The sequence below is a fragment of the Pollutimonas bauzanensis genome (assembly GCF_900129885.1).
Taxonomy (GTDB): Bacteria; Pseudomonadota; Gammaproteobacteria; order Burkholderiales; family Burkholderiaceae_B; genus Pollutimonas; species Pollutimonas bauzanensis.
Genome location: NZ_FQXE01000017.1, coordinates 45,073 through 60,079, shown reverse-complemented (window position 1 = coordinate 60,079; position 15,007 = coordinate 45,073). Strand labels below are relative to the sequence as shown.

At 63.2% G+C, this 15,007-nt stretch carries 12 protein-coding genes; 5 read left to right on the top strand and 7 right to left on the bottom strand.

Annotated features, from left to right (window positions below):
* Positions 1-52: 52 nt before the first annotated feature.
* Both BUB23_RS22610 and BUB23_RS22605 read right to left on the bottom strand, forming a co-directional pair.
* Positions 53-967 carry a polyprenyl synthetase family protein gene (locus BUB23_RS22610; protein ID WP_073108389.1) on the bottom strand — a complete coding sequence of 305 codons (915 nt, stop codon included), beginning with the start codon at positions 965-967 and terminating at the stop codon, positions 53-55.
* A 2-nt stretch (positions 968-969) separates the two neighbouring features.
* Positions 970-1,257 (bottom strand): exodeoxyribonuclease VII small subunit, encoded by a 288-nt coding sequence (locus BUB23_RS22605; protein ID WP_073108386.1) that lies wholly within the window; start codon positions 1,255-1,257, stop codon positions 970-972.
* A gap of 225 nt (positions 1,258-1,482) precedes the next feature.
* On the opposite strand from BUB23_RS22605, the gene BUB23_RS22600 reads away from it, so the two are divergent.
* Positions 1,483-2,634: an aromatic ring-hydroxylating oxygenase subunit alpha gene (locus BUB23_RS22600; RefSeq protein WP_073108384.1), complete on the top strand. Its 1,152-nt coding sequence runs from the start codon at positions 1,483-1,485 to the stop codon at positions 2,632-2,634.
* Here BUB23_RS22600 and BUB23_RS22595 read toward each other — a convergent pair.
* Together BUB23_RS22595 and BUB23_RS22590 are read right to left on the bottom strand one after the other, a co-directional pair.
* Positions 2,631-3,494 (bottom strand): sulfurtransferase, encoded by an 864-nt coding sequence (locus BUB23_RS22595; RefSeq protein WP_073108381.1) that lies wholly within the window; start codon positions 3,492-3,494, stop codon positions 2,631-2,633. The genes BUB23_RS22600 and BUB23_RS22595 overlap by 4 nt on opposite strands.
* Positions 3,487-4,410 carry a DMT family transporter gene (locus BUB23_RS22590; RefSeq protein WP_073108379.1) on the bottom strand — a complete coding sequence of 308 codons (924 nt, stop codon included), beginning with the start codon at positions 4,408-4,410 and terminating at the stop codon, positions 3,487-3,489. Before BUB23_RS22590 ends, BUB23_RS22595 begins: the two co-directional genes overlap by 8 nt.
* 149 nt (positions 4,411-4,559) lie before the next feature.
* On the opposite strand from BUB23_RS22590, the gene htpX reads away from it, so the two are divergent.
* Together htpX and BUB23_RS22580 are read left to right on the top strand one after the other, a co-directional pair.
* Complete coding sequence (gene htpX / locus BUB23_RS22585; RefSeq protein ID WP_073108376.1) at positions 4,560-5,441, top strand: protease HtpX; 882 nt, start codon at positions 4,560-4,562, stop codon at positions 5,439-5,441.
* A 33-nt stretch (positions 5,442-5,474) separates the two neighbouring features.
* Entirely contained in the window at positions 5,475-7,145 is a 1,671-nt protein-coding gene (locus tag BUB23_RS22580) for a Na/Pi cotransporter family protein (RefSeq protein ID WP_073108374.1), read from the top strand.
* 190 nt (positions 7,146-7,335) lie between these two features.
* Here the strand turns inward: BUB23_RS22580 and polA are convergent, their stop codons facing one another.
* Complete coding sequence (gene polA / locus BUB23_RS22575) at positions 7,336-10,053, bottom strand: DNA polymerase I (protein WP_073108371.1); 2,718 nt, start codon at positions 10,051-10,053, stop codon at positions 7,336-7,338.
* Here polA and BUB23_RS22570 point away from each other — a divergent pair.
* Both BUB23_RS22570 and BUB23_RS22565 read left to right on the top strand, forming a co-directional pair.
* Positions 10,052-10,732, top strand: a complete 681-nt coding sequence (locus BUB23_RS22570) for an LOG family protein (protein ID WP_073108368.1) — start codon at positions 10,052-10,054, stop codon at positions 10,730-10,732. The genes polA and BUB23_RS22570 overlap by 2 nt on opposite strands.
* An 84-nt stretch (positions 10,733-10,816) precedes the next feature.
* On the top strand, positions 10,817-12,304 hold the full coding sequence (locus BUB23_RS22565; protein WP_073108365.1) for an NAD-dependent succinate-semialdehyde dehydrogenase: 1,488 nt from the start codon (positions 10,817-10,819) through the stop codon (positions 12,302-12,304).
* Between the two features lie 128 nt (positions 12,305-12,432).
* Here BUB23_RS22565 and typA read toward each other — a convergent pair whose 3' ends face one another.
* Both typA and truB read right to left on the bottom strand, forming a co-directional pair.
* A complete protein-coding gene (typA, locus tag BUB23_RS22560) occupies positions 12,433-14,253 on the bottom strand; it encodes a translational GTPase TypA (protein ID WP_073108362.1) in 1,821 nt (606 codons plus the stop codon).
* Positions 14,250-15,005 carry a tRNA pseudouridine(55) synthase TruB gene (gene truB / locus BUB23_RS22555; RefSeq protein ID WP_073108359.1) on the bottom strand — a complete coding sequence of 252 codons (756 nt, stop codon included), beginning with the start codon at positions 15,003-15,005 and terminating at the stop codon, positions 14,250-14,252. Before truB ends, typA begins: the two co-directional genes overlap by 4 nt.
* Positions 15,006-15,007 lie beyond the last annotated feature (2 nt).

Here is a 15,007-nt window from a genome sequence, read left to right as displayed (position 1 = left end):
TTGCCTCGCTTGACCTCGCCCTGATGGGCGAGGCTTGCGCTTGGGCTCGTGGTCAACGGTCGCGCCCCACGATATAGTCGGCAATGCTGGCCAGGTGGGCCGCCGATGGCCCCAAAGGCAGCAAGGCGGCATGGGCCTGCTCGCGCAGCGCCTGCAGCAGGTCGCGCGACCCGTCCAGGCCCATGATGGATACATAGGTCGGCTTGTTGCCCGCGGCGTCCTTGCCGGCGGTCTTGCCCAGGGTGGCGGTGTCGGAAGTGACATCGAGGATGTCGTCGACCACCTGGAAGGCCAGGCCTATGGCCGCCGCATAGCTTTCCAGCCCGGCGCGCGTGGCCGAGCCGGCGCCGGCGACGATGCCCCCGAGCAGCACGCTGGCTTCCAGCAGCGCGCCGGTTTTCATGCTGTGCATTTGCTGCAATTGCTCGCCGGTAAGGGCCTGGCCCACGCTGTCGCAGTCTATGGCCTGTCCGCCCACCATCCCCAGGCTGCCCGCCGAACGGGCCAGCAACTGGGTGGCCTGGACCGTCAGGGCCGGCGCGATGGGCATCAGGCCCAGCAGTTCGAAGGCCAGCGGCTGCAATGCGTCGCCGGCCAGCATGGCGGTGGCTTCATTGAACTGCACGTGCACCGTGGGCCGGCCGCGGCGCAGGGAGTCGTCATCCATGCAAGGCAGGTCGTCGTGGACCAGCGAATAGGCGTGGATCAGCTCGACCGCCGCGGCGGCGTGGTCCAGGGCTATCCTTTGGGCCAAAGCTTCGCTGCCGGACTGCAATGAGGCCTCGCCCGCCGCGTAGACCAGGGCGGCGCGCACCCGCTTGCCGCCGCCCAGCACCGCATAGCGCATGGCTTCATGCAGGCTCCGCGGCGCGGTCGGGGCCGGCGGCAATAGCTGATCGAGCACGCTTTCGATATGCTCCACCCGCTCGCTCAGCCATTCAGGAAAATCGACTGGTTTACGCCCCATGCTTATTCCTCGTCGCCGGCAGGCGTATCGGCCAAGGGCTTGAGCAGATTGCCCTGCAATACCTTGACCTGCTGCTCGGCCAGGTCGAGCCGCTTTTGGCAGATCTTGGCCAGTTCGACGCCCTGCTCGTATGCCGCCAGGGACTGGTCCAGCGCCAGCGAGCCGTTTTCCATCTGCGCCACCAGCGCCTCGAGCTGGGCCAGGGCCGTCTCGAAATCCTGGGGCAATGCCGTTTTGCTGTCAGCCGGTGTGTCGGCCTGGGACTGTCCGCCCGTGTTCTTTTCAACCATGATTCTATTCCAGAAGATAAATGCGCCGTAACGCCGCAGCGGTTTTGATCCTGTCCAAATTGTACGAGAAGCCCGGAAATTTGCCGAAACCGCGCCGATCGGCCTTGTTTTCGAAGAATTGATTTGGGGTACAATCCCCCCTCTTTCAAATTACATCGGCCAGGCCTTTTTTTCTTCGCACCAGGACCACCATCCTCCTGGTTTTGTTACCGCGGGGGGCGAACTATGACCGACATCGGTCGGGAAGCGCATATTGCGCCGGCGCAAACTCAACTGTCAGTCAGCAGCTACTTTGACGAAGCGATTTTTGTCCAAGAGCAAGAACTCATTTTCAAGAACTCAGCCTTGTATGTGGGGCATGAGAAGCTGGTGCCCGAAGTCGGCGATTGGCGCACGCTGCCGCAGGAAAATGCCGGCCGTGTGCTGGTGCGCAACCCCCACGGCGTGGAACTGATATCCAATGTCTGCCGCCATCGGCAGGCCATCATGCTGGGCGGCGACGCCGGCGATGTCGGCAACCCCTTGCGCTCGAACGGCAACCTGCGCAGCACGGGCGGCAATATCGTTTGCCCGGTGCACCGCTGGACCTACAGCCAGCAGGGAAAACTGCTGGGCGCGCCGCAGTTCCCGGAAACCCCTTGCATGAATTTGCAAAAGTTTACGCTGAAAAACTGCCACGGCCTGCTGTTCGAGGGCCCGCGCGACCCCGCCCACGATATGGCGGCGCTGTTCCAGCGGCCCGAATTCGACTTTTCGGAATATGTGCTGGACCATGTCGAGGTGCACCAGTGCCGCTACAACTGGAAAACCTTTATTGAAGTCTATCTTGAAGACTACCACGTCGGGCCCTTCCACCCCGGCCTCGGAAAATTCGTCACCTGCGATGACCTGAGCTGGGAATTTTCCGACAGCTACAGCTCGCAGCGCGTAGGGGTGCACAATGCCCTGGGCCAGCCCGGCACCGAAACCTACCGGCAATGGCACGACCGCCTGATGGACTACCGCGCCGGCGCGGCGCCGGACTTCGGCGCGGTGTGGGTGACCTACTTTCCCACGCACATGATAGAACTCTACCCCCATGTGGTGGTGCTGTCGACGCTGCATCCGGTAAGCCCCCAGGAAACCGTGAATATTGTCGAATTTTATTATCCCGAGGACATCGTGGCTTTCGAGCGCGAGTTTGTGCAGGCCCAGCGGGCGGCCTATATGGAAACCGCCATCGAAGACGACGAAATCGCCGAACGCATGGACGCCGGGCGCCTGGCGCTGATGCGGCGCGGCACCAACGAAGCCGGCCCCTACCAGTCACCCCTGGAAGACGGGATGCGGCACTTCCATGAGTGGTACCGGCGCCTGATGGGCGGCATCCCGGTCTAAGAGCGGGCCACCGGGCGCGCCGGGTCGCTGCACCACTCGCTCCAGGAACCGGGGTACAAGGCCGACCCCGGCAGGCCGGCCAGCTCCATTGCAAACAGATTGTGGCAGGCGGTTATGCCCGAACCGCACTGGTGCACGATATCCCGCGCCGGCAGCCCTTGCAGCAGGCCGTCGAAATCGCGGCGCAGCTCGGCGGCGGGCTTGAAGCGCCCGTCTTCCTGAAGATTCAGCGTATTGGGGCGATTCAAGGCCCCCGGGATATGGCCCGCCACCGGGTCCATGGGCTCGACTTCGCCGCGGTAGCGATTGGCCGCGCGCGCATCGAGCACCGTGAATCGCGGTTTGTCGATGTTGGCCAGCACCGCCTGGGCGTCGACCGTGGGCATGGCGGCCCGGGCCGGATAGGACTCGTCCTGGACGGCCCGTCCCCCGCCGGCCGCCGGCATGCTCGCCCCGCTTTCGACGGCGCCGCCGGCGGCGACCCACGCCGGCCACCCGCCGTCCAGCACCAGGACCTTGTCATGCCCGAGCCAGCGCAGCATCCACCATAAATGCGCCGCAAACATGCTGTTGCCGCCATCGTAGACCACCACCTGCGACTGCGCGGTCAGGCCCTGGCTGCGCATGAGCGCCGCGAACCCGGAACGCTCGGGCAAGGGATGGCGGCCGTTGGCGCCGGTCCGGGGCGCCGACAACTGGCGCTCGTGGTCCAGGTAGAGGGCGCCCGGAATGTGCCCTTGCTCGTAAGCCCGCCGGCCCGCGGCGTGGTCGGCAAGATCGTGCCGGACATCGAAAACCAGCCAGGCCGGCGATGGAATTTTGCCCACTAGCGTGGGCGCATCGATCAATAAATCAGACACGTCTGTTCTCCTGTTCTTCGGTTTGCGCGGGGGAGGTCTGCATGACCACGGTGTTTTGGCCGCGCATGATGCGGTCTTCGCTGTAAGTGCGCCAGATCGACAGCAGCCCCGACGCGATGATCATCGCCATTCCGCCCCAGGCGATGGCATCGGGCAAATCGCCCCAGAAGACAATGCCCAGCAAGGCGGCAAAGATGATGGTTGTATATTGCAAGGCCGCCGTCAAGAGCGCCGAGCCCAGCCCGAAGGCGCGCGTCATGGCCAATTGCCCGACCAGGCCCAATGTGCCCACCCCTGCCAAGGCCAGCCACGCCAATATGTCGATACTGCGCCACCCTTCGGCGGCCAGGCCCGCCACGCTGCTCAGGCACACGAAGCAGGAAAAAATCAATACCGTGCGCCATTCCGGCTCGCCGACGCGGCCCAATTCGCGTATCTGCATCATGGCGACGGCAGACAGGGCGCCGGCGCCCAGGCCCAGCAGCGCCGCGAACCAGTGGTCTTGCCCGATGCTGGGGCGCAATACGGCCACGACCCCCAGGAAGCCGAACAGGACGGCGACAATGCGCACGGGATCGCGCTGCGATCCTCCGCGCGCCAGCATCCAGCCCGCGATGAACAAGGGCGCCGTGTAATTGAGGCTGATGGCCGTCGACAGGGGCAAATGAGAGATGGCGAAAAAACCCAGCCACATGGATGTGACGCCGGAAACGTTGCGCCACAGGTGCAGCTTCCAGCTGGGCGGCCTGAGGCTGCGCTGCGTAAACCGGGCCCAGAAAAACAAAAGCAGCACCGAAGGGATGCCGCGGAACAGGACCACATGCGGCAGCGTAGCCCCGTAATCAGAGGCAACTTTCACGCAGGCCCCCATGCCAGCAAACATGATACTCGCCAGTAACATCCACAGAGACTGCATGCAATCAACCGAAATTCGAATTTAAACCACAAAGTCGATACTATACTCTGCTGTTTTGAATATTTAGGCGGGCGCAGGCTTTAAATACAGGAACTGTCCTCCATATAGATAGTCAAATATTGTCGCTCGCTAGGCTGGAAACATAAAACATGAAACGAATCTTCTTATTCCTTCTCACCAATTTCGCGGTCCTGATCGTGCTCAGCGCCTCCATGAACGTGCTGGGCGTGGGCCGCTATCTCACCGCCAATGGCCTGGACATCAGCCAGCTGCTGATTTTCTCGGCCATCATAGGCTTTGCCGGCTCCATCATTTCGCTGCTGATCAGCAAATGGATGGCCAAGCAAAGCACCGGCGCGCGGGTCATCGACCCCCGGGCGCCGGCCAACGCGAAAGAGGCTTGGCTGGTCGATACCGTGCACCAGCTGGCCGACCGCGCCGGCATAGGCCGCCCCGAAGTCGCCATCTACGATGGCGCGCCCAACGCCTTCGCCACGGGCGCCTCCAGGAACAATGCGCTGGTCGCGGTCTCCACCGGCCTGCTCAGCAGCATGACCGAAGAAGAAGTGGCGGGCGTGCTGGGCCATGAAGTCGCCCACGTCGCCAACGGCGACATGATCACGCTGACGCTGATACAAGGTGTCGTCAATACCTTTGTGATCTTCTTCGCGCGCATCGTGGGCTATTTCGTCGACCGGGTGGTGCTCAAGAACGACCGCGGCGTCGGCTTGGGCTATTACGCGACGGTCATCGTGTGCGAAATCGTGTTCGGCGTGCTGGCTTCCATCATCGTTGCCTGGTTTTCGCGCCAGCGCGAATACCGCGCCGACGCCGGTTCGGCCAGCCTGCTGGGTTCGCGCGAGCCGATGATGCGCGCCCTGGCGCGCCTGGGCGGGGTCCAGGCCGGCGAACTGCCCAAGGCCTTCCAGGCCTCCGGCATTTCGGGCAACCGCGCCATCAGCGCCATGTTCGCCTCCCATCCCCCCATCGAGGCGCGCATCCACGCCCTGCAGGCGGCGCAGCGCATCTAAGGCAAGTTCCCAAGGCTGGTTTATCATGCAGGCATGAAAGAACTTTTTGCCTTGCTTGATTTCGGGGGCTACATAGCCCTGCTGCTGTGGGGCGTGCACATGGTGCAAAGCGGCGTCCAGCGCGCTTTCGGCGCCGCGCTGGGGGTCTGGATGGGCCACGCCCTGGGCAAGCGCTGGCGGGCCTTTTTCACCGGCCTGGCCATTACCGCGGCGATACAGAGCAGCACGGCCACGGGCCTGATGATCACCAGCTTCGCCGCCGGCGGCCTGGTCGCGCTGGCGCCGGGCCTGGCCGCCATGCTGGGCGCCAATGTGGGCACCACCATCATTGTGCAGTTGCTGTCGTTCAACCTGACCGCGCTGGCGCCGGCGCTCATCCTGGTGGGCGTATGGCTGTTCCGGCGCAACCAGCCCAGCCGCCGGCGCGATCTCGGGCGGGTATTCATAGGCCTGGGCCTGCTGCTGCTGGCCCTGCATCAACTGGTGCAGCTGTTCGCGCCCCTGCAGGACGCCCATCTGCTGCAGATCCTGCTGGGCGCGCTGTCCGATCAGCCGGTGATAGCGCTGTTGCTGGCTACCGCGCTGGCCTGGGCCGCGCATTCCAGCGTCGCCGTCGTGGTGCTGATCATGTCCCTGGCCAGCCATGGCCTGGTCAACCCCACCCTGGCCTTCGCGCTGGTGCTGGGCGCCAATCTGGGCACATCGATCAACCCCATACTGGAAGGCGCCAGCGATGACGACCCGGCGACCCGGCGCCTGCCCCTGGGAAACCTGGGCACGCGCCTGGCCGGATGCATCCTGGCGCTCGCCATCCTGCCCTGGCTGCCGCCCCTGATGAGCGGCCTGACCTCGGACCCGGCCCGCGCGGTCGCCAACTTCCACACGCTCTTCAACATCGTCACCGCGCTGGTGTTCCTGCCGCTGCTGACGCCGTATTCGCGCCTCATGATCCGGCTGCTGCCCAAGCGCACCGATCCCAACGACCCTTCGCGCCCCCTCTATCTGGACGAGTCCGCGCACGAAGTTCCCGGTATCGCCCTGGGCAACGCGGCGCGCGAGGCCCTGCGCCTGGCCGACATGCTGCAAGGCCTGCTGGGCATGGCCCGCGCCGGCTTCCTGCGCGACAACCGCCACCGCATTACCCATGCGCGCTACATCAACAACGCCATCAACCGCCTGGACGGCCTGATCACCACCTATGTGGCGACGCTGGACCAGGACGCGATGAACAGGGAAGATCACCGCCGCCGCGATGAAATCCTGTCGTTTTCGGCGAATATCGCCCACGCCGCCAGCATTGCCACCAACGGCCTGCTCGCGCACGCCACCGCGCTTTACAAGAAGGGCTGGTCCTTCAACGCCAAGCAGCGCGACGAGCTTACCGAAATGCTCGACCGGCTGATACGCAATCAACGCCAGACGGCGGCGCTGTTCGTGGCCGAAGACATAAAAAGCGCCAGATACCTGGCGTTCGAAAAAGATTACTTCCGCGAGATCGAAACCAATGCCGCGGAGCAGCACCTGCTCAACATCAAGTCGGGCAGGCTGGACCAGGCCGAGGTGGGCTCCTTCTACCTGGACATATTGCGCGACATCAAAGCCGTCAATTCCTGTCTGGTCGAAGCGGCCGCCTATCCGATACTGGCCAAGCATGATGAATTGCTGCCCAATCGCCTGCGCGACAACGAAAGCGTCATGGAGTAGCGCCCGCGGCCGGCGTGGCCGGCGCGGGGCCTGGCATCAGGCCAGGTACCGGGCAAACCAGGACACCGCCCTGCTCCAGGCGTCCTGCGCATCGGGCGCGGCAAAATAGGCGGCGATGGCGCCGGCGCTTCCGGTAATTGAAGAAAAAGACATAACGACTCCTTGCAGCTAAGGCGGGCCCCGGGAAAAGTCAGTGAGCCTGCTCCCAATTGGCTCCCACGCCGACCTCCGCCACCAGGGGGACACGCAGGGTGGCGACTTTGCACATCAGGTCGGGCAGGTGTTGCATCACGGTTTCGACTTCGGCCGTGGGCACATCGAAAACCAGTTCATCATGCACTTGCATGACCATCAGGGTTTCCAGGCCTTCGGCCTCGATCCATTCCTGGGAGGCTACCATGGCCAGCTTGATGAGGTCGGCGGCGGTGCCCTGCATGGGCGCGTTGATGGCCGCCCGCTCGGCCGCCGCCAGGCGCGGCCCTTTGGCGCCGCGTATTTCCGGCAGCCAGAGGCGCCGGCCGAACACGGTTTCCACATAGCCGAGTTCATGGGCCATGCGCCGGGTCTGCTCCATATAGATCGCGACGCCCGGGTAGCGCGCAAAATAGCGGTTGATATAGGCCTTGGCGGCGTCGCGCGTGATGCCCAGGCTGGATGCCAGGCCGAACTCGCCCATGCCGTAGATCAAGCCGAAGTTGATGGCCTTGGCTGCCCGGCGCTGCTCGGCCGAGACATCGGCCAGCGCCACGCCAAAGACCTCGGACGCCGTGGCGCGATGGATGTCCTCGCCCTGGGCAAAAGCGCTCCGCAGGTTTTCGTCATCGGACACATGGGCCATTACCCGCAGCTCGATCTGCGAATAGTCCGCCGAAACAATCTTGCCCTTGGTCGCCACGAAAGCAGCGCGCACCCGCCGCCCTTCAGGGCTGCGCACCGGTATGTTCTGCAGGTTGGGGTCGGACGAGGCCAGGCGCCCGGTCACCACCGCGGCCTGGGAATAGCGGGTGTGGACCCGTCCCGTGGCCGGATTGATCATTTTGGGCAGCTTGTCGGTGTACGTAGACTTGAGCTTGGCCAGCCCGCGGTATTCGAGCAGCAATTCGGGCAAGGGGTAATCGCGGGCCAGCTTGCTCAACACGTCTTCATCGGTGGACGGGGCGCCGCTGGCGGTTTTGCGTATCACCGGCAGATGCATGCGCTGGAACAGGATTTCGCCCAGCTGCTTGGGCGAATTCAGGTTGAACGGCTGCCCCGCCAGTTCATAGGCCTTTTTCTCGAGGGACAGCAATTGCTGTCCCAGCTCATGGCTCTGCATGGCCAGCACATGCGCGTCTATGCCCACCCCGTTGCGTTCCATGGCGGTCAGCACCCGCGACGCCTTGATTTCCAGCTGGTAGATGGATTCCAGGCCAGGATCCAGCGCGACTTTGGGCCGCAAGACCTGGTGCAGTTGCAAGGTGAAGTCGGCATCTTCGCAGGCATAATAAGAAGCCTTGTCGACATCGACTTCGTCGAAGCAGATCTGCTTGGCTCCTTTGCCGCATAAATCTTCGAAGGTGGTGCCGGTACGCCCCAGCCAGCGCTGGCCCAGTTCCTGCAAATTGACGCGCTTGTGCGATTCCAGCACGTAGGATTGCAGCATGGTGTCTTCGGTAATGCCCGCCAGGCCTATGCCCTCGTTCATGAAGACATGGGCGTCGTATTTGGCGTTATGCAAGAGCTTGGCGGCGGCGGGGTTCTGCAGCCATGGGCGCAGGCGGTCCAGCACCTGCTGCTTGGGCAATTGCAGAACCTGGTCCGGCCCGCGATGCCCTACCGGTATATAGCAGGCCACGCCCGGCGTGACCGACAGCGAAATGCCCACCAGCCTGGCCAGCATCGGGTCCAGCGAGGTGGTTTCGGTATCCAGCGCCACCAGCCCAGCCGCCTCGATGTCGGCCAGCCAGCGCTCGAAGTCGTCCCAGTCCAGCACGGTTTCGTAGCGGGTTTCCGCGGGCGCCGGCGGCGCCTGCGCCGCCTGGCGGCTGTCCTGCTCGGGAATGCGCTCCTTGTCCCCGGTCAGTTCGCGCAGCCAGTTGCGGAAACCGTAGTCCTCGTACAGCTTGAGCAAGGCGTCGCGGTCCGGCGCCTTGGGCGCCAGATCGGCCAGGCCGTGGGCGAGCGAGGGGATCTCGCAATCTATCTTTACGGTCAGCAACTGCCGCGTCAGCGCGAAATTGGGGACGGCGGCGCGCAGGTTGTCGCCGATCACGCCCTTTATGGCATGGGCGTTGGCCGCCAGGGCATCCACCGTCTGGTATTCGGCCAGCCATTTGGCCGCGGTCTTGGGCCCGACTTTCGGCACGCCGGGGATGTTATCGACCGCATCGCCCGTGAGCATTAAAAAGTCTACAATCTGTGCTGGGCTTACACCGAATTTAGCCATGACGCCGGCCATATCCTGCCGCTCATTCGTCATGGTATTGACCAGCTCCACATGCTCATTCACCAGTTGCGCCAGGTCCTTGTCCCCCGTCGAAATAATCGTGCGCACATCCTCCCGCGTCGCGCGATGGGCCAGCGTTCCGATGATATCGTCGGCCTCGACCCCGGACACGGTCAGCACCGGCCAGCCCAGCGCGGCCACCGCCCGGTGTATGGGCTCGATTTGTGCTGCCAGCTCTTCAGGCATGGACGGCCTGTGCCCCTTGTACAAGGGGTATAGGTCGTCGCGGAATGTCGTGCCCTTGGCGTCGAAAACGCAGGCGGCGTAGTCAGCCTTGTAATCCTGCTGCAGTCTCCTTAACATGGAGATGACACCATAAAGGGCGCCGGTCGGCTCTCCCTTGGCATTTCTGAGGTCGGGCATGGCGTGATAGGCTCGATACAGATAGCTGGACCCATCAACAAGTAACAAGGTTTTTTTCATGTCAAACAATAAAGTAGTCCGTATGCCGGCAACCCAGCAGATTCCCGGAATTATGTCAGAGATGCAGAAAGCTGCAGAGACTCTGAAAGAAATAGGCTGGGGCGTAAGCGTCTTCGGCAGCGCCCGCATCAAACCCGATTCGCCCTATTATGCATTAAGCGAAGCCATAGGCGCCCGGCTGGCCAGGGCCGGGCTCACCGTCATAGCGGGCGGCGGCCCCGGCATCATGGAGGCGGCCAACAAGGGCGCCTTCGAGGCGGGCGGCAAAAGCGTGGGCCTGAACATCAATCTGCCCCACGAAACCACCAACAACAAGTATCAGACGCACAGCCTGAGCTTCGATTATTTTTATTCGCGCAAGGCCACCTTCTTCATGCACAGCGCCGCCTACGTCGCCCTGCCCGGCGGCTTTGGCACGCTGGACGAGCTTTTCGAGGTGATGACCCTGGTGCAGACGCGCAAGGTTCCGCCCGCCCCCATCATCCTGATCGGCAGCTCGTTCTGGGCCGGCCTCATCGACTGGGTCCGGGCCAACCTGCTGGCCAACAAGCTGATCGGCCCCAAGGACCTGCAACTGATCACCGTCACCGACGACCCGGATGTCCTGATGCGGCACATCGAGGCCTTCTGCGCCGATTTCGCGGAACAAGGCGATTACGCGCCAGCCCTGCCCGAATAAGCGGCGTAAAGCCGGCGCGCTGCGCATACAATAAGCCGTTTTCACCTTTTTTTCCAACCTTGATAAACGCCTATCCCCGACTCCATGACTACTGCACAGCCTCCCATACACTTGAACGACCCTGCCCTGTACAAGACCCGCTCCTACATAAACGGCCAATGGATGGCGGCGACGGACGGCGGCACCTTCGCCGTCGACAATCCCGCCAATGGAAAAATCATTGCGCAAGTCAGCAACCTGGACCAGGCCCAGGCGCAGGCGGCCATCGATGCGGCCAACAAGGCGTTCAAGGCGTGGCGGGCCCGTACCGGCAAGGATCGCGCCGCCATCCTGCGGCGCTGGTTCGACCTGATCATCGCCAACACTGAAGATCTGGCCCAGCTGATGACCCTGGAGCAGGGCAAGCCCATAGGCGAATCGCGCGGCGAAGTCGCCTATGGCGCATCCTTCGTGGAATGGTTCGCCGAGCAGGCCAAGCGCGTGAGCGGGGACATCATGGCCTCGCCCAATAGCGCCAACCGCATGCTGGTCATGCGCGAACCCATAGGCGTGTGCGCCGCCATCACCCCCTGGAACTTCCCCAACGCCATGATCACGCGCAAAGTGGCGCCCGCCCTGGCGGCCGGCTGCACCATCGTGCTCAAGCCCGCCGAACAGACGCCCCTGTCGGCGCTGGCGCTGGCCGAACTGGCCGAGCGCGCCGGCATTCCCGCGGGCGTGCTCAATATCGTCACCGCCGACAGCGAGCGCTCGATCGCCATCGGCAAGGTGCTGTGCGCCAGCCCCGTCGTCAAGAAAGTGACCTTCACCGGCTCCACGGCGGTAGGCCGCATACTCATGCAGCAAAGCGCGCCAACGATCAAGAAACTGTCGCTGGAACTGGGCGGCCACGCGCCCTTTATTGTCTTCGAGGATGCCGACCTGGATGCCGCGGTCGAGGGCGCGATGGTCTCCAAATACCGCAACGCCGGCCAAACCTGCGTCTGCACCAACCGCTTCTACGTGCATGAAACCGTCTACGACGCTTTCGTGGAAAAGCTGGCGGCCAAAGTCGGCAAGCTGCAGGTGGGCGACGGCTTCGCCGACCATATCACCCAGGGCCCGCTGATCGACGAGGCGGCGGTCGCCAAAGTCCAGGAACACGTCCAGGACGCCGTTGCCAAGGGCGCCAAAGTGGACGTCGGCGGCCAGGCCCATGCCCTGGGCGGGCGTTATTACCAGCCGACGGTGTTGTCCAATATCACCGAGGACATGCTGTGCATGCGCGAGGAAACCTTCGGCCCGCTCGCCCCCGTCGTCAAGTTCAGCGATGAAAACCATGTCGTCGAACTGGCCAACAACACCGAGTACGGCCTGGCCTCCTATTTCTACAGCCGCGACATCGGCCGCATTTTCCGGGTTGCCGAGGCGCTCGAATACGGCATGGTTGGCGTCAACACCGGCCTGATCTCCAACGAGGTCGCGCCATTCGGCGGCGTCAAGCAGTCCGGCCTGGGACGCGAGGGTTCGGTCTATGGCATGGACGATTTCATGGAACTCAAATACGTCTGCCTGGGCGGCATGCAGGGCTAATCACGGCACATCGAAGGCACCACACTTGCCGCTAGGCGGCGGCAAGAAAAAAACCGCTACCCATCGTAAGAAGGGTAGCGGTTTTTGCATGCCCGGGATGCCGGACCGCAGGCGGAGGCGCCTTACGCCTAGCTGCCTTCGCGCGAGCTGCGGCGCCGTTCGTTCTCCGAGAGATAGCGCTTGCGCAGGCGTATGGACTTGGGCGTGACTTCGACCAGTTCATCATCGGTGATGAACTCGACGGCATACTCCAGCGACATCTGGATGGGCGGAACCAGGTCGATATGCTCGTCCTTGCCCGAGGAGCGCACGTTGGTGAGCTTCTTTTCCTTGATGGGGTTGACCACCAGATCATTGTCGCGGCTATGAATGCCGATGATCATTCCTTCATACACCGGTTCCTGCGGCGACACGAACATGCGGCCGCGCTCTTGCAGCTTCCACAAGGCATAGGCAACCGCCGTGCCATCGTCCTGGCTGATCAGCACGCCATTGCGGCGCTCGCCGACACCGCCTTCGCGCACCGGGCCGTAGTCGTCGAAGATGTGGCTCATCAGGCCGGTGCCGCGGGTCAGGGTCAAAAATTCGCCCTGAAGCCCGATCAGGCCGCGGGCCGGAATGCGGTATTCCAGGCGCGTGCGGCCGCGGCCGTCGGCCACCATGTCGAGCAGGTCGCCCTTGCGGCGGCCCAGTTCTTCCATGACCCCGCCCTGGTGCGGATCTTCCACGTCCACGGTGAGGAGTTCGTAGGGTTCGCAGCGCACGCCGTCGACTTCCTTGTACACGACCCGGGGCCGCGACACGGCCAGCTCGTAGCCTTCACGGCGCATGTTTTCCAGCAGAATCGTCAAGTGCAGTTCGCCGCGGCCGCAGACTTCGAAAACAGTGTCGTCGTCGGTGTCGTTGACGCGCAGGGCGACATTCGACTTGAGCTCGCGATCGAGCCGCTCGCGCAGCTGGCGGCTGGTCACGAACTTGCCTTCACGGCCGGCCAGGGGCGAGGTATTGACCATGAAATTCATGGTCAATGTCGGCTCGTCGATGCGCAGCATGGGCAGCGCTTCGGGCTGCAGCGGGTCGGTGATCGTGCAGCCGATGCCGATCTCGTCGATGCCATTGATCATCACGATGTCGCCGGCCTCGCCTTCATCGACCAGCACGCGCTCCAGGCCCTTGAATTTCAGGACTTGATTGATGCGGGCCTTGATCGGGGCGCCGTCGGGGCCGAACTTGACCACCACATCCTGCCCGGCGCGAATGCGGCCGCGATTGATGCGCCCCACGCCGATCTTGCCGACGTAGGTGTTGTAGTCGATGGAGATGACCTGCATTTGCAGCGGGCCTTCGGCGTCATCCTCGCGCTGCGGCACATACTTGAGCACCGCGTCGAAAAGAGGACGCATATCGCCTTCGCGCACGTCATCGGTCAAGCCGGCATAGCCAGCCAGGCCGGATGCGTAGATCACCGGAAAGTCGAGCTGCTCTTCGGTCGCGCCCAGCTTGTCGAACAGGTCGAAGGTGGCGTTGATGACATGGTCGGGGCGGGCGCCGTGCCGGTCTATCTTGTTGATCACGACGATAGGCTTCAGGCCCAGGGCCAGCGCCTTGCGGGTCACGAAACGGGTTTGCGGCATGGGGCCTTCCACCGCGTCCACCAGCAGCAGTACGCCGTCCACCATGGACAGCACCCGTTCGACTTCACCGCCGAAATCGGCGTGTCCCGGGGTATCGACGATGTTGATGTGCGTGCCTTCGTATTCGGCCGAACAATTCTTGGCCAGAATCGTAATGCCGCGTTCTTTTTCAATGTCGCCGGAGTCCATGACCCGTTCCGTCAAATGCTCGTTCTCGCGGAAGGTTCCAGATTGACGCAGCAGTTGGTCTACGAGTGTGGTTTTGCCATGATCGACGTGGGCGATGATTGCCACATTACGCAAAGCGCGATTCATAATTCATCCTTTTCTTTAAGGGTTGCTGGCAGTAAGCCGGCGGGCAAGGCATCTAGTGCAATTAAGGTAGTTTGAGGTGCAGACATAGCCTGCAAGGCTTCCAGCCCGACAGCATCGTCGAGAAGGAAAGGCCCGACACTGATGCGGCGCAATGCCTTCAGGTGCGCGCCGCAGCCCAGCTGCCGGCCGATGTCTTGCGCAAGAGTACGGATATAGGTGCCTTTGCTGCACTGAACCACAATTTGCGCCTCAAGCCCGGTAAAGCTCAAGAGTTCCAGTTTGTAAATCGTGACGGGCCTGGGAGGCCTGTCCAGTTCTATGCCCTGACGGGCGTATTCATATAGCGGCTTGCCATCGCGCTTGAGCGCCGAGTACATCGGCGGCACCTGCTCGATGTCGCCCCGGAAGTTCACGAGCGCGGCTTCGAGCTGGTCCTGGGCGACGCCCGGGAAGCCGGCCGCGGCGCTGGAGACGATATTGCCGGTGAGGTCGCCGGAATCCGTTTCCTGGCCGAACTGCACGGTCGCCACATAGCCTTTGTCGGCGTTGAGCATGCTGCCGGCGATTTTCGTGGCGCGCCCCAGGCAGCATACCAGCAGCCCGGTCGCGAAAGGGTCCAGCGTGCCGGTATGCCCGGCTTTGCGCGCATCCAGCGCGCGCTTGGCGCGCTGCAAGGCGTGATTACTCGACAAACCTTCCGGTTTGTCCAGCAACAGGACACCATCGAGCATCTGCCCGCGTCGGGAAGCCATCG